We start from the raw sequence: 19,134 nt of genomic DNA, 5'->3' as shown, positions 1-19,134 counted from the left end.
TGGCCAGCGGCCAGGTATGCCGCGCAAACAGGCCGGACACATGACTGCCCCAGACCGGTGGTGCCTGCTTCACATTTTCCTTGCAACGCAGGGGCCGTCCACACATGAACACAGATCCCCGCTGCGCGGGACACAGATAAGGAAATACCTCAATTCATCTGAGTTTATCTGTGTTCATCTGTGGCTAAAATTCCTACGAGACAGACGTTCCGGCCCGATTTCAGACGAATTCCCCGAATGTCGATACAGCCCTAGATATCCTTGGCCTTGAAGCCACACAGGTCGCGCACGACGCAGGCGGGACAATCGGGCTTGCGCGCCTTGCACACATAGCGGCCGTGCAGGATCAGCCAATGATGGGCGTGATTTGCCCAGCGTTTGGGCGTCTTCCTGACGAGGCCGTTTTCCACCTCGAGAACCGTCTTGCCGGGCGCCAGCCCGGTGCGGTTGGCCACCCGGAAACAGTGGGTGTCCACCGCGATGGTGGGTTCGCCGAAGGCGATATTGAGCACCACATTGGCGGTCTTGCGCCCCACTCCGGGCAATGCCTCCAGCGCGTCCCGGTCATGGGGCACCTTGCCGCCATGTCTGGCCAGCAGGATCTGCGACAGGGCGATGACGTTCCTGGCCTTGGTCTTGTACAGGCCGATGGTCCGGATGGCCTGGGCCAGGCGTTCCTCACCCAGTTCCACCATGGCGGACGGGGTGGCGACGGTGGCGAAGAGTGGCCTTGTCGCCTTGTTGACGCCGGTATCGGTGGCCTGGGCCGACAGGACCACGGCCACCAGCAAGGTATAGGGAGAACTGTATTCCAGATCGCTTTTCGGCTCGGGATTGGCGCTTGCCAGCCGGGCGTAGAACTGGTCGATATCGGCTGCCTTCACGCCAGCACCCTCAGCGCCTCGGCATGCACCCGCGAGTCTCCGGCGGCGCAGACACGGCCGTCCGAGGCGATGGTCAGCGGCTTGCCCGCCCAGTCGGTCATGACGCCGCCCGCGCCTTCGACCACCGGAACCAGGGCGCAGTAGTCGTAGGGTTTCAGCCCCGCTTCCACCACCAGATCGACGAAGCCCGACGCCGCCAGGGCATAGGCGTAGCAGTCGCAGCCGTAGCGCACCCGCTTGACCTTGCCTGCCACGCGGTCCCAGGCCGGGCGGGTCTGGGCGCAAAACAGTTCCGGCGCGGTGGTGAAGGCATAGGCATGGGCCAGATCGGGACAGGCGCGCACCTTGGCCGGTTGGCCGTTCAAGGTAGTGGGACGGCCCGCCACGCCCATCCAGCGTTCATCGGTGAAGGCTTGGTCGATGATGCCCAGCACCGGGACGCCGTTATGGGCCAGGGCGATCAAGGTGCCGAAACTGGGCTTTCCGGTGATGAAGGCGGCGGTGCCGTCGATGGGATCAAGCACCCAGACCCATTCCGCCTCGCAATTGGTGCGGCCGTGTTCTTCCCCCAGAATGCCGTGATCGGGGGCCTCGGCGGCCAGGATGGCGCGCATGGCCGCTTCCACCTCGCGATCGGCGATGGTCACCGGGCTGGCGTCGGACTTGTCGTCCACCGCCACCGGGGTGCGAAAATATTTGCGCACCACCGGTCGGGCGGCGTCGGCCAGCCGTTCGGCAAGGGCCACGAATTGGGAAGGCAGAGTGGTCATGGATGCGGTCTCGGCTGCGTCATCTGGCCGAGAGTGTGGCGCGAAACGGACGGGATGGATAGTCCCGTCGGCGTTTCGGCCACCGTTCTCAGCTTGACGCCAGCGCCTTGGCCAGGGCGTAGACCTGATCGCGCACCTTGGGATCGCTGATGCGGTAATAGGCGCGGACCAGTTCCAGGGTTTCCCGCTTGGCCATGGGACTGCGTCCCTGGTCATCGACGGAGGCCGGAGCGCTTCCCTTGATCACGGCGGCGGGCGAGGCGGCCTGGGCCGCGTCCGAGAGGCCTTCGAAGAAATAGCTGATCGGGACATCGAGGGTGCGAGACAAGTCGAACAGCCGCGACGCACTGATGCGATTGGCGCCGCGTTCATATTTCTGCACCTGCTGGAAGGTCATCCCGATGGCCATTCCAAGACTGTCCTGGCTCATGCCGAGAAGGGTCCGGCGCAGACGCAGGCGGGTGCCCACATGAGCGTCGATGGGATTGGCGCTGCCGTCGGCCAGTCTGCCCCGACTGGGACGCCGCTTGTCTTGGGGATCAATTCCGGCAGGGGGCGGGCTTGGTGAATTGCGGAGTGGCATCGTGCGATATTCCTAAGGCTTTTGACGTGATCATGCCCATCACTAAAGTATGTTGTGGTTGCGGCGCGCCGAATCAAGAGGCAAGAATTGATGTTGTGATCCCGTGATGGATGCCCGCATTGGTTCGATCCGGGCCGAAAACCGCACCATTGGCCGGAACCGGCTTGCGTGTTATGGTCCGGCCCGCATTCAGCGGACGAAAACGGTCACGCCCTTGAGCAAGCAAAAGATTTCCTTCGATCACTCCACCCTGGTGTTGGTGCGCCGCCTGTTGAAGGAGGGCATGCGCCCTTACCTGGGCAAGGTGGTGCTTGCCGTGCTTTGCATGGTCGTGGGCGCCGGGGCCAATGCCGGCTATGCCCTGCTGATGGACCCGGTGGTCAATAAGATCTTCACCGAGCGACAGTCCGACTTCCTGTGGCCGCTGGGCCTGGCGGTGCTGGGCACCTTCGCGCTGAAATCCGTGTGCAATTACGGCGAGGCGGTGTTCCTGTCCAAGGTGGGCCTCAGGGTCATCGCCGACATGCAGTCGCGGCTGTTCGCCCATCTCATGCGGCTCGACGTCGCCTTCTTTCACGCCAATTCCACCGGTCGCATCCTATCGCGGCTGACCAACGACATCTCGCAGATGCGTTTCGCGGTGTCGGACGCCTTGACGGGCGCGGGCAAGGATGCCTCGTCCCTGATCTTCCTGGTGGGCGCCATGTTCTATCAGGACTGGCGGCTGTCGGCCTGGACCTTCTTCATCTTCCCCATCGCCATCCTGCCCATCGCCAAGCTGGGCCGCCGCATGCGCAAGGTGACCGACAACACCCAGGAACATCTGGGCCAGTTGACCACCTATCTGGAACAGGCTGTCCAGGGCATCCGGGTGGTCAAGGCCTATGGCATGGAGGACTACGAGAAGGCCAAGGTGCATTCCCTGGTGGAGATGCTGCAAGACCTGACCTACAAGGCGGCGCGTGTGCGCTCGGCCTCGTCGCCCATCATGGAGCTGCTGGGTGGTGTCGCCATCACGGTGGTGATCCTCTATGGCGGCTCGCGGGTCATTTCCGGCGAGACCACGCCGGGCGCCTTCTTCTCCTTCATCACCGCCCTGATGCTGGCCTATCGGCCGCTCAAGTCGCTGGCTTCGCTCAACACCAATCTCCAGGCCGGTCTGGCCGCCGCGTCGCGGACCTTCCAGGTGCTGGACGCGCCGCCCGCCATTCTCGACCGGCCCGATGCCAAGGATCTGGTGGTTTTGGAAGGCAATGTCCGCTTCGAGGGCGTGTTCTTCACCTATGACGGCAGCAAGGCGGTGCTGGACGGCATCGATCTGGTGGCGCCGGGCGGCAAGACGGTGGCGCTGGTGGGGCCGTCGGGGGCGGGCAAGTCCACCGTGCTTAACCTGCTGCCCCGCTTCTTCGAGGTCACCGACGGCCATGTGCAGGTGGACGGGCAGGATATCCGCACCGTCACCATGGCGAGCCTACGGGCCAAGATGGCCCTGGTCAGCCAGGAAATCACCCTGTTCGACGATACGATCAGGGCCAATATCGCCTATGGCCGCTTCGGCGCCACCGACGAGGAGATCGAGGCCGCCGCCCGTTCGGCCGCCGCCCACGACTTCATCGTCAGCCTGCCCGATGGCTACGACACCGTGGTGGGCGAGCGCGGCTTGAATCTGTCGGGCGGTCAGCGCCAGCGCCTCGCCATCGCCCGGGCCATGCTGAAGAACGCCCCCATCCTGCTGCTGGACGAGGCCACCAGCGCGCTCGACACCGAATCGGAACGCCAGGTCCAGACGGCGCTGGAGCATCTGATGAAGGGCCGCACCACCATCGTCATCGCCCACCGCCTGTCCACAGTGGTCAATGCCGACCTGATCCATGTGATGGATCGCGGCCGGGTGGTGGAATCGGGGGACCATGCGACCCTGATGGCGCATGACGGCATCTATGCCCGGCTTTACGCCATGCAATTCGCCGACGAGCCCCTTCCCGCCGGAGCTTAAGTCATGGGGCTGGCCAAGCGCATCGGCAAGAGCGAGGGGTTGCGGGGCCTGCTCTGTTGGCTGGGCTCGCTCTATATCCGCTTCGTCCATGCCACCGGCCGCTGGCGGGTGATCAACGGCGAGCACGCCAACCGGCTGTGGGACGAAGGCCAGCCCTTCATCCTGGCCTTCTGGCACGGCCGCATCCTGATGATGCCGAAAAGCTGGCGGTCGTCGGTTCCCATCCACATGCTGATCAGCCAGCACCGCGACGGCCAGCTGATCGCGCGGACCGTGTCGCATTTCGGTATCCAGACCGTGGCGGGATCCTCGACGCGGGGCGGCAGCGCCGCGCTCCGCGCCATGCTGAAATCCCTCAAATCGGGCCAATGCGTCGGCATCACCCCCGACGGTCCCAAGGGGCCGCGCATGCGGGCGTCCGCCGGCATCGTCAATGTGGCCCGCCTGGCGGGTGTTCCGGTGCTGTGCGCCACCTTCTCCACCCGCAGGCGGAAAGTGCTGCGCAGTTGGGACCGCTTCGCATTGGCCCTGCCGTTTTCCACCGGCGTGTTCGTCTGGGCCGATCCCATCACCGTGCCCCGCGATGCCGACGAGGAAGCGCTGGACCTGCTGCGGCTCAAGGTCGAGGACAGCCTCAACGCCATCACCCTGGAAGCCGACCGTCTGATGGGCGTGGAGAGCCCGGAACCCGAACAGGCGGAGGCGGCGCCATGATCTACCGCCTCTATCGCGGCCTGACCACCATGGGGGCGCCGCTGATCTCGCTCTATCTCGACCGCCGCAAGCGGCGCGGCAAGGAGGATGTGCAGCGATTCCCCGAACGGCTGGGGCGTCCCGGCCGCTCGCGCCCGGCGGGGCCGCTGGTCTGGGTCCATGCCGCCTCGGTGGGCGAATCCCTGTCCATGCTGCCGCTGATCGAGCGGCTGTGCGCAAGGCGTCTGACCGTCCTGGTCACCACTGGCACCGTGACCTCGGCCAAGCTGATGGGCGAGCGCCTGCCCAAGGGCGCCTTGCATCAATATGTGCCGGTGGACCGCATGGCCTATGTGCGCGGCTTCCTCGACCACTGGCGGCCCGATCTGGCGCTGTGGGCGGAATCGGAATTCTGGCCCAATCTGCTGGTGGAAAGCCGTCGGCGCGGAATCGGGCTGGTGCTGGTCCAAGGTCGCGTCTCGGCCAAGTCGTTCGACGGCTGGAGCCGGGCGCCTGGCTTCATCCGCAGGCTGCTGTCCGGCTTCGATCTCTGCCTCGCCCAGACCGAGGACGACGCAAGGCGCATCCGCGCCCTGGGCGGCCGCGACGTGCGCTGCCTGGGCAATCTCAAATACGCGGTGCCGCCGCTGCCCGCCGATGGGGCGGGGCTGGCGCGGCTGAATGCCGCCGTGGCGGGCCGCCCGGTCTGGCTGGCCTCCAGCACCCATCCCGGCGAGGAAGCCGTGGCGGCCTCGGTTCATAAGGCGCTGGCCGCCCGCTTTCCCGGTCTGCTGACCCTGATCGTTCCCCGCCATCCGCCCCGTGGGGCCGAGGTGGCGGCGGAACTGCGCGGCCTTGGCCTTAGGGTGGCCTTGCGCTCGGCGGACGAGGCCCTTGGCGCCGATACGGACATCTATGTGGCCGACACCATCGGCGAGTTGGGGCTGTTCTACCGGCTGGCTCCCATCGTGTTCGTCGGGAAAAGCCTGGCGGTGGGCGGCGGCCAGAATCCGTTCGAGCCCGCCCGCATCGGCGCCGCCGTGCTGTTCGGCCCCGCCATGGAGAATTTCCCCGACATGGCGCCGCGCATGGTGGAGGCCGGGGCGGCGCTGGAAGTGGCCGATTCCGATGCTCTGATCACAGTGGTGGGCGAGCTGCTGGCGACGCCCGAGCGGGTCGCCGCCCTGACCGCCAAGGCCGCCGCCTGGGCCGAGGCGGAGGCTGGTGTGCTGGACGCGGTGGAGGCCGTCCTGGCCCCTGCCCTCGGCGCCTTGGAGAAACGCCATGCGCGCTCCTGATTTCTGGCGCGACGACAATGTCCTGGCTGCCTGTCTGGCGCCGCTGGGGGCGGTTTATGCATGGGCGGTGGCGCGCAATCTGGAACGGGCCGAGGAATATCGCCCGGCGGTTCCCGTCATCTGTGTCGGCAATATCGTGGCTGGCGGCGCTGGCAAGACGCCGGTGGCCATGGCCCTGGCGCGGCGCCTGCTGGCGGCGGGGCGCAAGCCCCATATGCTGACGCGGGGCTATGGCGGCAGCGAGGTGGGGCCGCGGGCGGTGGATCTCGACCGCCACGATGCCGCCCGCATGGGCGACGAGGCCCTGCTGCTGGCCGAGGTGGCGCCCACCTGGGTGTCGCGCTGGCGCCCCGACGGAGCGGTGGCGGCGGTGGAGATGGGCGCTGATCTCATCATCATGGATGACGGCTTTCAGAACGGCAGCATTGCCAAGGATCTGTCGCTGGTGGTGGTGGACGGAAGTTACGGTTTCGGGAACGGACGCCCCATTCCCGCCGGGCCCTGCCGCGAGCCTGCTGCGACGGGACTGCGCCGCGCCGACGCGCTGGTGATCATCGGCGAGGACCGCGCCGGGACGGCGGAACTGGCCGAGCAGGCCGGGATCCCGGTCTTGCGGGCCCGGCTGGCCCCCGGCCCCGAGGGCGCCGCCCTGATGGGGCGCAAGGTGGTGGCCTTCGCCGGGATCGGACGGCCGGAAAAGTTCTTCGAGACCCTGAAAGGCTGCGGTGCCCGGCTGGTGACCACCACCGCCTTTCCCGACCATTACGCCTATGACCGCTCCGAGATCGAGGATCTGCTGCGCGAGGCGGCGGCCAACGACGCCCAGGTCATCACCACCACCAAGGACCGCGTCCGCCTGCCCGAGGATTTGCGGCGCAAGGTCGCGGTGCTGCCGGTGACGCTGGACTGGGACGATGCCGATCTGCTACCTCCCCTGCTGGACCGCATCGGAGTGAACCTGTGAAGCGTTTTCGCCAGCGCCTGGAATATCTCGCCGCCCGGATCATTTGGGGGCTGTTCGGGCTGTTGCCGCTGGATGCCGCCTCGGCGGCGGGGGGCTGGCTGGCGCGGACCATCGGGCCGCTGATGGGGGCCAGCCGCATCGGGCGGCGCAACCTCGCCCGCGCCTTTCCCGACAAGAGCGCGGCCGAGATCGAGACCATCCTGCGCGGCATGTGGGACAATATCGGCCGTGTCGCCGGAGAGTTTCCCCATCTGGAGCAGATTTCCACCCAGCGGGTGGAGCTGATCGGTGGCGAATATGTCGATCTTTTGCGCGACGACGGTCAGGCGGGCATCTTCATTTCCGGCCATTTGGGCAATTGGGAATTGAACGGGGCGGTGGCGGTGGCCCGTGGCCTGCCGCTCAATCTGGTCTATCGGGCCGCCAACAATCCGTGGATCGAGGATCTGTACCGCAGGGGCCGCAAGAGCGCGGCGACGGCCTTGATCCAAAAGGGGTCGGAAGGCGCCCGCCAGGCCCTTCTGGTGCTGAAGCAGGGCGGCCATCTCGGCATGCTGGTGGACCAGAAGATGAATGACGGGGTTGCCATCCCCTTCTTCGGCCGCGACGCCATGACGGCCCCGGCCGTGGCCCAGTTCGCCACCAAGTTCAAATGCCCGCTGGTTCCAGCCCGGGTCGAGCGCCTGACGGGCGCCAATTTCCGCCTCACCGTCTATCCGCCCATGGAATTCCCCCATACCGGCGATCCCCACGACGACAACCGCTTGCTGCTGATCCGCATCAATGCCTTGCTGGAAGAGTGGGTGCGCGAACATCCCGACCAGTGGCTGTGGGTACATCGGCGCTGGCCGGAATGACGGTTGCTCTCGCGGGCGGGACGCCCGCGCTCCCAGCCCCGCGCATTCGCCCATCGGAGCGCGGGCGTCTCGCCCGCACCACCATGAATGCCGTCAAACAATGACCTCTGTCTTCACCGCCTATCTGGCCGCGCCGGGCTTCGAGGCCGATCTTCGCGCCGAACTGGGCGAGGTTTCGGCCGAATACGGTCGGCTGTTCATCGCCGAGGGACCGCCGCACCCCGCCGCCTGGGCCCAGAACATCTGGCTCGACCCGGTTCGGCTCGAGGTCGCCTCCATCGGCGAGGCGGCCAAGGCCTTGAAGGCCATTCAGCGCAATTGGTGGCCCTACGACTTCCATCTGCACCGCCGCACCGCCCTGTTGGTGGACAAGCTTCCCAAGGTCTCGGCCAAGCCGCTGGTGTTCGGCCAGGCCGCGCCGACGGCGCCGCTGGGCTCGTTCACTTGGCTGGACGAGAAGACCGTGCTGGCCTCGGCCCGCTGCTCCAGCCCCTTTCCCAACGGCGAGGCGGTATTCGTGGAAGACCGACAGGCGCCGCCCAACCGGGCCTATCTCAAGCTGTGGGAGGCTTTGACCCTGGCCGGGCATATGCCGGGACCGGGGCAGACCTGTCTGGACCTGGGCGCCAGTCCGGGGGGGTGGACCTGGGTTCTCGCCACCACCGGGGCGCGGGTGATCAGCATCGACAAGGCGCCCCTGGCCCCGGCCATCGCGGCGCTTCCCAATGTGGATTATCGCCAGGGCAGCGCCTTCGGTCTGGAACCGGCCGAGATCGGTCCGGTGGATTGGCTGTGCTCCGACGTCATCTGCTACCCGGAACGGCTGCTGCGGCTGGTGGAACGCTGGCTGGCCGAGGGGACGGCCGGCAATTTCATCTGTACCCTGAAATTCCAGGGCGACACCGATTTCGAAACGGCGAGGCGATTCGCCGCCATTCCGGGCTCGCGCCTGCTGCATTTGTCCCACAACAAGCACGAACTCACCTGGATACGCCTCAGTCCCGTGCTTGCCTGATTATATCCATGGGAGTAAACCATTAGCCTCTAGTAAAAATAATGCGGGTTTGGGGGCTTCATGGCCGTAGCTACATTACCACCGCCGGTCGAGATCGATACGGACACCAAGAAGGCGGTCATCGAGGGCTTGAAGAAGGTTCTCGCCAAGTTTCAGCAGGCAGGGGCGGTGGATGGGGCCATCGTCTACCAGCAGATCATTTCCGATCCGCATGTGCTGCAATCCTTCATCGAGACCTTCCAGGCCAAGCGCGATCAGGTGGACGATATCGTGCGCGCCAAGGACGGCAAGCCGGTGCGCGACGAATCGACGCCGCTGATCTGCGGCGTCAGCCTGGGCCAGATCCAGCAATTGCTGGTGCGCACCTGCGCCAAGAAGATCTTCGAGGCCGACAAGCCCATGGAGACCATCACCGAGACCATCACCAAGAAGAGCATGTTCGGCCTGATCAAGAAGACCGAGCAGGTGGAGCGCTTGTCGGTGGACCCGGTGGAAGAGCGCAAGATCCGCGAATTGTCGCGCTATATCGCCTTCGGCTGGCAGTTGCCGCTGTTGGATGCCTATCGCTCCAATCTGTCCTATCCCCAGATCATCGAGATCGGGGAAGACATCGTGGCGCTGCCCTCCGTCGCCCATATCGAGGCGGTGTCCCAGTTCGACGCCGAGAAGCTGAAGAAGGCCAAGGCGGCGGTGGGCGCCGATTTCGGCGCCATCCTGGCCGACCGGCCCCAGGCCATCCACGGCATTTCGGTGTGGAACAAGGATATGTACCAGTTCTATCGCCAGACGCTCGGCGACAAGGCCTGGGCGTTCTTCGCCCGCGACACCGCCTTCTTCAATGTCTGCGCCGCCCTGGACAAGTCGGTGATCAAGATTTTCGGCGATGTGCTGTGCTATATCGCGCCCGACAATCTGGCGGAGTTCCAGCGCCTTAACATCGACAAGGTGGAAGTGCTGATCGTTTCGCTGAAATCGGCGTTCGGCGGCAGGCTGCCCCAGCTTCTATCCATTCCGTCCTTTTCCAAGGACATCTTGCGCAAGCAGGTGGATTCGCTGCTGCACATGACGCAGGAGAAGGACAAGCTGATGACGTCCTTCGCGTTGACCTGCAAGGCCATGGCTCCGGCGGTGGACGAGTGGCTGGCCACTCTCAAGCATTAGAATTCGGCTATTTCACCGCGACGTGATTGACGACCCATTTGACACCGTCGGCGTCGCGGGCGAAATCCATGGCGGCGGCCACGTCATCGGCCGAGCGGGCGCTTCCCAATAGGGTGGCCACGCCATCGACCATGCGCACCACATAGGCCCCCGAGACCTTGGCCTCTCCCAGCAGGCCCGCATAGATGCGCTGTTCGCGGGCGATGTCGGGAACGAAGGCGGCGGCGGCGGGATTCTCGTCGAGCACCAGATCGTTGTGCACCGTCCTTACGCCGTCCACCGCCTTGGCCAGTTGCTCGGCGCGACGGCGGTGCTCGGGCTTGGCGACGGCTCCGGCCAGCAGGATGGCGCCGTCCCAGGCCAGCACCGACACGCCCTTGAAGGCGGCCGCGTCGCTTTGACGCAGGCTGCCGAGCACGGCGCGTCCCACGGAATCGTCCTGATTGCGCTCGGCCCGGGCGCGGGTGACCGAGGCCGACGATGCCCCGCTGGGGCCGCCGTTCTCCGGGCTGGAGACGGTGCAGGCCGACAAGGCCAGGGCGGCCAAGACCAGGAGAAGCTTAAACGGCTTGGCTGTCGTCATTATCGCGGACCTCGTCAAGAGCGGCTTCGGTGGCGGCGTCCAGGTGGCGTCCGCGACGATAGCGTTGGAACAGCCAGACGCCGAGCACCCCGGACGCGATGAACAATATCACGCTGGCGCCGATGCGAAAGACCGGATCAACCTGGATGCCGCTGCCCAGCAGGGCGAAAACCATGGTCTGGGGCAAATAGCCCAGCAATGATCCGACAAAGAACGGAACCGCCAGGACGCCCGAGACGCCCGCCGCCAGATTGGTCAACAGATTGCTGCCCACCGGCAGCAGGCGCAGCAGCAGGGTCATGGACAAGGTATTGCCCGCCAGGAAGGCGTCCAGCCGGGCGATGCGCTCGGGAAAGCGGGCGGCGACGAAATCGCGCCCCATGACACGGGCATAGAGAAAGGCGCTGACGCAGCCCAGCAGCGAGGCCAGGCTGGACCACAGCAGCCCCTCGGCGAAGCCAAAGGCATAACCGGCCAGGAAGCACACCGCCTGGCGCGGCAGGCCGATGGCGATGACGAGACCTCCCACCAGCACGAACAAGGCGTCGCCGCCCAGTCCCTTGCCGCGAATTTCCGAATCCACCCAATGGGTGTCCAACGCGTCCTTGAGCCCCAGTCCCTCGATCAGGAAGCCCACGGCCGCCAAGGTGGCGATCAGGACCAGACCGCGCGCCAAGGCGCGGCGATTGAGGAGAGGGTGACGGGGATCTGGCGAATTCATTATCCAACCGAGTGTAAAGGAACGAGGCGGCAGGGACGGCCGCGCTCCAAGCAAGATGCCGCCCCCAGGAGCGCGGGCATCTTGCCCGCATGGGCCTTAATCCCTTATCTCGACCACCGGATTGCTGGCCCGGCGGTTCAGCCACATGACGCCGAACAGATCGACGATGCCGACCCAAAGGCGGTTCCAGACCCCGTATTTGGAAACGCCGCGTTCACGTGGGCGGTGATTGACCTTGACCGTCTGGACCGAGCCCCCGGCGCGGATCACCAGCGCCGCCATGAAGCGGTGCATGTGATTGAAGCGCGGCAGATCGAGGAACAGGGCGCGGGGCAGCAGTTTGATGCCGCTGCCGGAATCCGGGCTGCCGTCGTTCAGCAGCTTGGAGCGGACGGTATTGGCGATCTTGGACGACAGGCGCCGCACTTCGTTGTCGCGGCGATTGGCCCGCCAGCCGGTGATCATCAGGCCGGGGCGGACGGAATCGGGGGCGGCGCGCCAGCGTTCCAGCAGGGCAGGCAGGTCGGCGGGGTCATTCTGGCCGTCGCCGTCCAGGGTGGCGATCAGGCTGCCGCGGGCGTGCTTGACGCCGGTGGCGACGGCCTGGCTCTGGCCGCAGCTTCCCTGGTGGCGAATTACATGAAGGCGGGGATGGATCAGTCGCGCTTCGTCGAGAGTGGCCGGGGTGGCATCGTCCGAGCCGTCATCCACATAGACCACCTCGAACACGACCTTGCCCTGGAGCGCCATGTGGATTTCGCCCAACAGCGGCAGGATGTTCTCGGCTTCGTTCTTGACGGGAACCACCACCGACAATTCCGGGGGCAGCTCGGGGAGGGCGAAGCCGGTCACGACAGACCCGCCCGCCCCATCTCCAGGAACTTTTCGCGCCGACGCGCCCGCAGCACGCCGCCCTCGACGCCGGACAGGTCGCGCAGCGCGGAATCCAGCGACATGGACAGGGTCTGGAACATCAGGTCGATGTTGCGATGGGCGCCGCCCATGGGCTCGGGGATCACCGCGTCGATGACGCCCAGCTTGTGCAGATCCTGGGCGGTCAGGCGCAATTGTTCGGCGGCGTCCTTGGCGTTCTCGCCCGATCGCCACAAGATGGAGGCGCAGCCTTCCGGGCTGATGACCGAATAGATGGCGTGTTCCAGCATCAGCACCGTATTGGCCGAGGCCAGCGCGATGGCGCCGCCCGATCCGCCCTCGCCGATGATCACGGTGACCAGGGGGACGCGGATATCGAGGCAGGTTTCGATGGAGCGCGCGATGGCTTCGGCCTGGCCGCGCGCCTCGGCATCGACACCGGGATAGGCGCCAGCGGTATCCACCAGGGTGACCACCGGAACCTGGAAATGGTCGGCCATTTCCATCAGGCGCACCGCCTTGCGGTAGCCCTCGGGCTTGGCCATGCCGAAATTGTGCTTGATGCGGCTTTCGGTGTCGTGGCCCTTTTCGTGGCCGATGACCATGACCGAGCGGCCCTTGAAGCGGCCCAGGCCGCCGATGATGGCCTCGTCCTCGCCGAAGGCGCGGTCGCCCGCCAAGGGCGTGAAGTCCTCGATCAGGGCTTCCATATAGGCCAGCGTGTGCGGACGCTCGGGGTGGCGGGCCACCTGCGTCTTCTGCCAGGGCGTGAGCTTGGCGTAGGTCGAGCGCAACAGCTTGTCGACCTTGGCCTGGAGCTTGCTCACCTCGTCGGCGATATTGACGTCGCCGCTATCGGACAGGTGCCGCAGCTCCTCGATTTTGCCCTCGAGCTCGGCGATGGGCTTTTCAAATTCAAGGATATGCATGGGGGCAAGTCATACTAGCAGCCGCGTCTCGGGGCAAGAGGGGACGCAGCATCCGCCGCTAGGAACCGACCGGGGCCATGGACAGCAGGCTGACGAAAAGCGGCCCGAACACCTTTTCCGGCTCGCTTCCCCAGCGTTCCATGAAGGCGGCTTTGCGTTCGGGCGTAAAGGCTTCCAGCCGAAATTCAGAGAACAGCGCCAGCAGAAGGCGGCTCATCTGGGCCTCGTTGAATTCGCGGGTCAGCTTGTCCTCGGCCTTCTTGGGGATGAAGGCGTTGGACGCGGTGGAGACGGAGGACGGGCTGGAATTCATGATGATCAGGAACCAGTCCTTGCGCGGCTCGAACCGGCGGAAGCTGCGCGCGATGGCCACGGCCACGGTCTCGAAGATGTTCAAGACATCGAAGTCCCGATAGAAATCCTCCCATGCCACCATGCATTCCGGCGTGCGATGGCGCTCGGCGGCTTCGTTGGCGCGGGTGCGCAGCTTCTCGAACGGCTCCTCGCCGATGATCATGCGCACGGCGGCGAAGAATTGGGCGAGGTTCTTGCGCTCGATGCCGGAATCCGGATCGTCCAGCAGGGTCGCGAAGGGTTGGGTGATGATACGGCCGATGAAATCCGTCCGCTGGCGTTCGATGCGGCGAAGGGTGAAAGCGGAATCACAACCGCTTTCCCAATTGGCGTAATACTCGGACAACGGGCCGCGCGCCGACAGAACCGCGTTGGCGATGCGGCGCACCACATCCATGGTGACGGCGCCGTCATGGGCGGATTCGTCGAGCAAATCGATCAGGGCGCGGACGGCCACGCCAGCGACGCCGCGACACCGTTTGCCCCCAGGCTCACGCATGAGCATGGCGGTATCGGTTTCCACCGCCGGAGCAGCACTTTCCGCCCCCATATAAACCTGCCTTTGCTAACTAAAGATAAATAATACAAGTTAATACAGGGCTATCTTACATCAAATTATAGATTGATTGAAGTCTGTCCTTTCGATGCCAACTTTCGGCCTGTTCGATGGGGGCGGATGCTACGGCTATTGCGCTGCAATATTAGACTGTTGATATCCGCCCCTTCATGGGCTTGAACGTAGATTTCCGCAATCAGCCCCTACCGTATGGCGGTGTCATGCACTAGGTTTCATGGGACGGACTCCTAGCCTCCCATGGGAACAGATAGGCTCATGAATGACGAGTGCATCAGCGGCCCCGCCGGGCCGGAGCGTTTGGCGGCGCTGCGGGCGGAATTGCGGCGGCGCGGGCTGACCGGCTTCGTGGTGCCGCGCAGCGACGAGCATCAAGGCGAATACGTGCCGACATCCGCCCAGCGCCTCGCATGGCTGACGGGTTTCACCGGTTCGGCCGGCATGGCGGTGGTGATGCTGGACCGCGCCGTTATTTTCGTCGATGGCCGTTACACCTTGCAGGTCAGGGCCGAAGTGGACGTGGAACGGTTTCACCCCCTTCACCTGATCGACCAGCCGCCGCCCCGCTGGATCGGTGAAACATTGGCCGAGGGGGATCGGCTGGGCTTCGATCCCTGGCTGCACACCGCCGATCAGGTCAAGGCCTTGCGGCTGGCCTGCGAGCGCCGCGGCGCCGAATTGGTGGCCTGTCCCGACAATCCGTTGGATGTGGCATGGACGGATCGGCCATCGCCGCCCAAGGCGCCCATCGGCCTGCACGACGAGTCGCTGACGGGTCGTTCCTCCGCCGCCAAGCGCAAGGAGGTGGCCGCAGCGCTGGTGGCGGAACGGATTGATGCCGCCGTCATCACATCGCCGGAATCCATTGCGTGGCTGCTGAACGTCCGGGGCGGCGATGTGGCCTATACCCCGCTGCCGCTGTCCTTCGCCATTCTGCACGGCGACGGCACCGTGGACTGGTTCGTGGACCCGGCCAAGGTGCCGCCAGGGGTGGCGGAGCATCTCGGTTCCCAAATCAGGCTGACGGTGCCGGACGGATTCGATGCCGCCTTGGGGCGGCTGGGCCGGGACGCCAAGCGGGTTCGTATCGATTCAAGCACCGCTCCGGCTCAGGTGGAGGACCGGCTGGATTCGGCAGGCGCCAAGGTGGAACGCGGCGTCGATCCCTGCCAATTGCCCAAGGCCTGTAAGAACGCCGTGGAATTGGATGGCAGTCGGGCGGCGCATCGTCGCGACGGTGCCGCCATGGCGCGCTTCCTGGCCTGGCTGGACGCCCATGCACCCGGCGGCCAGGTGGATGAACTGGGGGCCGCTGATGCGCTGGAAGGATTCCGTCGCCGTGGCGCGAATTTCCGCGGGTTGTCGTTTCCCACCATTTCCGGTGCCGGTTCCAATGGAGCCATCGTCCATTACCGCTCGACGGCGCAGACCAATCGGCGCTTGCGGCCGGGCGAGCTTTATCTGGTGGATTCGGGCGCCCAATATCTGGACGGTACCACCGACATCACCCGCACCGTCGCGGTGGGCAATCCGACGGCGCGCCAGCGGCGACACTTCACCTTGGTCCTGAAGGGCCATATCGCCCTGGCCATGGCGGTGTTTCCGGTGGGAACCACCGGCAGCCAGTTGGATGTGCTGGCGCGGCGGCCGCTGTGGTCCGACGGGCTGGATTACGATCACGGCACCGGCCATGGCGTCGGCAGCTATCTGTCGGTTCACGAAGGGCCGCAGCGTATTTCCAAGGTGGGAAATTCCATTGCCCTGAAGCCGGGAATGATCCTGTCCAACGAGCCCGGCTTCTATAAAGTCGGCGCCTACGGCATCCGTATCGAGAATCTGATCTGTGTGGTCGAGGCGGGCACGCCGCGCGGCGCTGAGTGGCCGCTGTTGCGGTTCGACGTACTGACCCTGGCGCCCATCGATCGCAGACTGGTGGATGTTTCGGTGCTGAGCGAGGAGGAGGTCGGCTGGCTCGACGCCTATCACGCGCGGGTGCGGGCCGAGATCGCTCCCTTGGTCGAGCCGGAGGTGGCGGCGTGGCTGACGACGGCGACGGAGCCGCTCAGGCCGCCGAGGTCCAGCCGCGCTCGCGGGCGAAATCGGCCGTGACGAAATCCATGGTGGCCCGGTGCTCCAGGAACCATTGGGGTAGCGCCTCGGTGAAATAGTCCAGGCATGATTCCCCGGCCCGTAACTTGGCGATGATGCCGTCGGCTTCGGCCAGGACGCGATGATGTTCGTCGCTGTGTGGCTCGATGGCGAAAAAGCCGGTGCGCGCCATCATGTCCTCCTCGCGGGCGAAGTGCTCCTGGCAGTGCTGCCGGAAGGCGGTCATCTCCGCCGTCAAGTCCTTGCCGTCGACCGCCAGCGCCGCCATGCGGTTGATGGTCTCCACCGCTTCCTGGTGATCATGGTCGACGAAATCGACGCCCAGCAGCAAGGCATCGCTCCAGCGAATGACGGAATGGGGGGCGATCATGGAAGGCATTGGTCCACGGGGATGGTCTAAACGCCGGAAACATACCCAAAAATAGCGGAGGCGCAAGAAGAACCCATAAAAATAGTATGGGTATGGTCTTCGGGGATCAGCCTGCCAGCAGCTCGGTCTTGTTGCGGAAATAAGAGCAGGCCAAACAGGGGCTGTCGCTGCGCAGCTTCTCGGCGAAACCGATGCGGACCACCCAGCAGCCGTCGGTGGGCGACAGATGGAGGTCGTGGCCGCGACTCTGGCTGCACGCCGCCGCGATGGCCTCGTCGCACCCGTCGCAGGGCATGGCACAGGCTTCCTGGGGGGCCGGGGCGCAGGATGGCGGCATGTGAGCCAAAGCAGTCTCCCTCTGCGTCTTGGGACTCAACAAGGCTGACGGTCAGGTCAGCCCACGAGGCTGGGGGGTGTCGTCACATGCCGCAAACGGTCCAACAGCTTGGACCGCAGCGGTGACCCCTCGTGAAGATCACTGGCGCATCGCGCCGCTTCTTCGGCGCAGGCGTCGTGATGGCTGCATGTATCGTCCAGGGGGCAGAAGGCGATGTCGCCCAGGATCATCATGGCATCGACCCAAACGCCGCACTCGATGCAGTTGCTGGTCGCCTGGAACTTTTGCTGGCAGTCGTTGGGCAAGTCGCATTTCATCATGCGGGGATGATAGGGGGGTGCCCCCTGAATCACAACCACATCTTATATGCGGAAATATGGGGGCCGAACATGTGTCCACGCATGGAGAGCCCGTTTTTCCTCGGTCTTAGATGGCGGCTTTTTTCAATCCCGCCACGATGTCGAGATAATCTGGTTCGCGATCCGGCGACAGGAAGCCGTGGCGGATCAGGAAGTCGATGATCACCAGATTGACGTTGAACTTGAAGTCGTCGGAGGTCCGGACGCGCTCGGCGATTTCGGCCACCGGCATCAAGGTGAAGTCCGAGATTTCGCCATCGGTATTGCGCGGCGTGAAGTCCTGGGGCACCTCCAGGTCGTAGCAGAACATGACGTCGGGCTTCAGCCCCCAATCGTCTTCCATGCAATAGGCGATGGCGCCCACCGGCCGCGCCGTTCGCGCCAGTTGGACCGGAATATCGGCCTCTTCCGCCGCTTCCTTTTGCAGGTTCTCCTCCAGGCTGAGCCCCACCGGCTGGCCGCCCGCCACCATGTTGTCCAGTTTGCCGGGAGCCACCGTCTTGTCCAAGGCGCGCCTGCCGACCCAAAGATGGAGGCCATCGGGCCTACGGACGAGGCCGTTGACGTGAATGCCGTAGGCCCGCATGCCGAACAGGCTGACGGCGCCGCGATCCACGCTCATCAGCGGTTCGTCGCAGAAGCGTCCGCCGACGCGATAGCGTTCGCCGCGCAGCTTCGGGGTGCCCCAATCGCGGCACAACTCGTCGGCCACTTCGTCCAAGGCCTGGCTGCGGGCACCGGGGGTGACGAGGCCGGGATGCAGGGTGACGGTGGTCTTGGTCGCCCGGAACGCCTCGGGAAAGGCGGCCAGTCTCCGGGCCACGTCATGGCGAACCCAGCCGATCCGGTGGTCTTGCATCATCAGGGGGAGGAATTTCGCCATGTCGTGCCGGTTGCAGGTGGCGATGTGGTCCATGAATCCCATGGGGTGCTCTCGATCTAAGGGACAGCAAGGGTCTTCCGGTTGGCTGTGCAAGTCAAGCCGTCCGAGCCCCTGTTCCCGCGCCGCGAAACGCGGTAAAAGGGGGGAATGAGGATCCTATATCATCATCCGTTGTGCCCCTTCTCGCGCCTCGTGCGGGTCGTGATGGCCGAAAAGAAGCTGGAATTCGAACCCCAGATCGAAAAGTTCTGGGAGCGTCGCGCCGACTTCACCGCGCTCAACGCCGCTGGCGAGGTGCCTGTCCTGGTCGAGGAAGGCGGCACCGTTCTGGCCGATGCCGTCGCCATCGCCGAATATCTCGACGAGGTCCATCGCGAGCCGCCGCTGCTGCCCTCGGACCCCTTGGCCCGCGCCGAGGTCCGCCGTCTGGTGGGCTGGTTCGGCGCCAAGTTCTTCGCCGAGGTCACCACCAATCTGGTGGGAGAAAAGGTGTTCAAGCGGCTGTCCGCCCAGCATGGCGAACCGGATTCCCGCAAGATCAGGGCCGGGTTCGCCAATATCCACGAACATCTCAATTATATCGGCTGGTTGACCGAGCGGCGCGCCTGGCTGGGCGGCAGCGCCTTCACCCTGGCCGATATCGCCGCCGCCGCCCAGGTCTCCACCATCGACTATCTGGGCGACGTGCCGTGGGACAATCATCCCGGCGCCAAGGACTGGTATGCCCGCGTCAAGTCGCGCCCCAGCTTCCGCGTCCTGCTAAGCGACCATCTGCCCGGCGTGCCGCCGCCCCGGCATTATGCCGACCTGGATTTCTAGCC

General features: G+C 65.2%; 21 protein-coding genes. 9 read left to right on the top strand and 12 right to left on the bottom strand.

All coding sequences use genetic code 11. From position 1 onward, the window contains the following. Nucleotides 1–251 precede the first annotated feature (251 nt). The 3 genes from nth to CU669_RS12325 all read right to left on the bottom strand — a co-directional run bounded on the left by nth (nt 252) and on the right by CU669_RS12325 (nt 2,237). Entirely contained in the window at nt 252–884 is a 633-nt protein-coding gene (gene nth, locus CU669_RS12335) for an endonuclease III (protein WP_112145085.1), read from the bottom strand. Next, nucleotides 881–1,654: a histidinol-phosphatase gene (gene hisN / locus CU669_RS12330; RefSeq protein WP_112145083.1), complete on the bottom strand. Its 774-nt coding sequence runs from the start codon at nt 1,652–1,654 to the stop codon at nt 881–883. Before hisN ends, nth begins: the two co-directional genes overlap by 4 nt. A gap of 88 nt (nt 1,655–1,742) precedes the next feature. Continuing rightward, entirely contained in the window at nt 1,743–2,237 is a 495-nt protein-coding gene (locus CU669_RS12325; RefSeq protein ID WP_112145081.1) for a helix-turn-helix domain-containing protein, read from the bottom strand. A gap of 214 nt (nt 2,238–2,451) precedes the next feature. On the opposite strand from CU669_RS12325, the gene msbA reads away from it, so the two are divergent. The 7 genes from msbA (at nt 2,452) to CU669_RS12290 (ending at nt 10,221) form a co-directional block, all read left to right on the top strand. Further along, entirely contained in the window at nt 2,452–4,233 is a 1,782-nt protein-coding gene (gene msbA, locus CU669_RS12320) for a lipid A export permease/ATP-binding protein MsbA (protein ID WP_112145124.1), read from the top strand. A gap of 3 nt (nt 4,234–4,236) precedes the next feature. Next, nucleotides 4,237–4,947, top strand: a complete 711-nt coding sequence (locus CU669_RS12315) for a lysophospholipid acyltransferase family protein (protein WP_112145079.1) — start codon at nt 4,237–4,239, stop codon at nt 4,945–4,947. Then, nucleotides 4,944–6,224, top strand: coding sequence for a 3-deoxy-D-manno-octulosonic acid transferase (locus CU669_RS12310; protein WP_112145077.1), 1,281 nt, complete (start codon nt 4,944–4,946; stop codon nt 6,222–6,224). The genes CU669_RS12315 and CU669_RS12310 overlap by 4 nt, the downstream gene beginning before the upstream one ends. After that, nucleotides 6,211–7,188: a tetraacyldisaccharide 4'-kinase gene (gene lpxK / locus CU669_RS12305; protein ID WP_112145076.1), complete on the top strand. Its 978-nt coding sequence runs from the start codon at nt 6,211–6,213 to the stop codon at nt 7,186–7,188. Before CU669_RS12310 ends, lpxK begins: the two co-directional genes overlap by 14 nt. Further along, nucleotides 7,185–8,045 carry an LpxL/LpxP family acyltransferase gene (locus CU669_RS12300; RefSeq protein ID WP_112145074.1) on the top strand — a complete coding sequence of 287 codons (861 nt, stop codon included), beginning with the start codon at nt 7,185–7,187 and terminating at the stop codon, nt 8,043–8,045. Before lpxK ends, CU669_RS12300 begins: the two co-directional genes overlap by 4 nt. A gap of 100 nt (nt 8,046–8,145) precedes the next feature. Continuing rightward, nucleotides 8,146–9,060, top strand: coding sequence for an SAM-dependent methyltransferase (locus tag CU669_RS12295; RefSeq protein WP_112145072.1), 915 nt, complete (start codon nt 8,146–8,148; stop codon nt 9,058–9,060). A gap of 60 nt (nt 9,061–9,120) precedes the next feature. Further along, entirely contained in the window at nt 9,121–10,221 is a 1,101-nt protein-coding gene (locus CU669_RS12290; RefSeq protein WP_112145070.1) for a hypothetical protein, read from the top strand. Nucleotides 10,222–10,228: 7 nt separating this feature from the next. On the opposite strand, the gene CU669_RS12285 is transcribed toward CU669_RS12290, so the two are convergent. The 5 genes from CU669_RS12285 to CU669_RS12265 all read right to left on the bottom strand — a co-directional run bounded on the left by CU669_RS12285 (nt 10,229) and on the right by CU669_RS12265 (nt 14,231). Then, nucleotides 10,229–10,804: a BON domain-containing protein gene (locus CU669_RS12285; protein ID WP_112145068.1), complete on the bottom strand. Its 576-nt coding sequence runs from the start codon at nt 10,802–10,804 to the stop codon at nt 10,229–10,231. Continuing rightward, on the bottom strand, nt 10,782–11,525 hold the full coding sequence (locus CU669_RS12280) for a TVP38/TMEM64 family protein (RefSeq protein WP_112145066.1): 744 nt from the start codon (nt 11,523–11,525) through the stop codon (nt 10,782–10,784). Before CU669_RS12280 ends, CU669_RS12285 begins: the two co-directional genes overlap by 23 nt. 96 nt (nt 11,526–11,621) lie before the next feature. Next, on the bottom strand, nt 11,622–12,377 hold the full coding sequence (locus tag CU669_RS12275; protein WP_239988691.1) for a glycosyltransferase family 2 protein: 756 nt from the start codon (nt 12,375–12,377) through the stop codon (nt 11,622–11,624). After that, the gene (locus CU669_RS12270; protein WP_112145064.1) at nt 12,374–13,327 is read right to left on the bottom strand and encodes an acetyl-CoA carboxylase carboxyltransferase subunit alpha; all 954 of its coding nucleotides are present in this window, start codon (nt 13,325–13,327) and stop codon (nt 12,374–12,376) included. Before CU669_RS12270 ends, CU669_RS12275 begins: the two co-directional genes overlap by 4 nt. A 58-nt stretch (nt 13,328–13,385) precedes the next feature. After that, on the bottom strand, nt 13,386–14,231 hold the full coding sequence (locus CU669_RS12265) for a hypothetical protein (protein WP_112145062.1): 846 nt from the start codon (nt 14,229–14,231) through the stop codon (nt 13,386–13,388). 282 nt (nt 14,232–14,513) lie between these two features. Here CU669_RS12265 and CU669_RS12260 point away from each other — a divergent pair, with 282 nt between their 5' ends. Next, nucleotides 14,514–16,364 carry an aminopeptidase P family protein gene (locus CU669_RS12260; protein ID WP_112145060.1) on the top strand — a complete coding sequence of 617 codons (1,851 nt, stop codon included), beginning with the start codon at nt 14,514–14,516 and terminating at the stop codon, nt 16,362–16,364. Here the strand turns inward: CU669_RS12260 and CU669_RS12255 are convergent. The 4 genes from CU669_RS12255 to CU669_RS12240 all read right to left on the bottom strand — a co-directional run bounded on the left by CU669_RS12255 (nt 16,318) and on the right by CU669_RS12240 (nt 18,355). Next, entirely contained in the window at nt 16,318–16,734 is a 417-nt protein-coding gene (locus CU669_RS12255; RefSeq protein ID WP_112145120.1) for a bacteriohemerythrin, read from the bottom strand. The genes CU669_RS12260 and CU669_RS12255 overlap by 47 nt on opposite strands. A gap of 106 nt (nt 16,735–16,840) precedes the next feature. Then, nucleotides 16,841–17,071, bottom strand: a complete 231-nt coding sequence (locus tag CU669_RS12250; protein WP_112145058.1) for a hypothetical protein — start codon at nt 17,069–17,071, stop codon at nt 16,841–16,843. A gap of 56 nt (nt 17,072–17,127) precedes the next feature. Next, a complete protein-coding gene (locus tag CU669_RS12245; RefSeq protein WP_239988690.1) occupies nt 17,128–17,376 on the bottom strand; it encodes a hypothetical protein in 249 nt (82 codons plus the stop codon). A 121-nt stretch (nt 17,377–17,497) separates the two neighbouring features. Further along, nucleotides 17,498–18,355, bottom strand: coding sequence for an NUDIX hydrolase (locus CU669_RS12240; RefSeq protein WP_112145054.1), 858 nt, complete (start codon nt 18,353–18,355; stop codon nt 17,498–17,500). Nucleotides 18,356–18,460: 105 nt separating this feature from the next. On the opposite strand from CU669_RS12240, the gene CU669_RS12235 reads away from it, so the two are divergent. After that, on the top strand, nt 18,461–19,132 hold the full coding sequence (locus tag CU669_RS12235; RefSeq protein WP_112145052.1) for a glutathione S-transferase family protein: 672 nt from the start codon (nt 18,461–18,463) through the stop codon (nt 19,130–19,132). Nucleotides 19,133–19,134: the final 2 nt, after the last annotated feature.

This window comes from Paramagnetospirillum kuznetsovii, from assembly GCF_003284725.1.
Lineage (GTDB): Bacteria > Pseudomonadota > Alphaproteobacteria > Rhodospirillales > Magnetospirillaceae > Phaeospirillum > Phaeospirillum kuznetsovii.
This window is presented reverse-complemented; position numbering and strand designations above follow the sequence as displayed.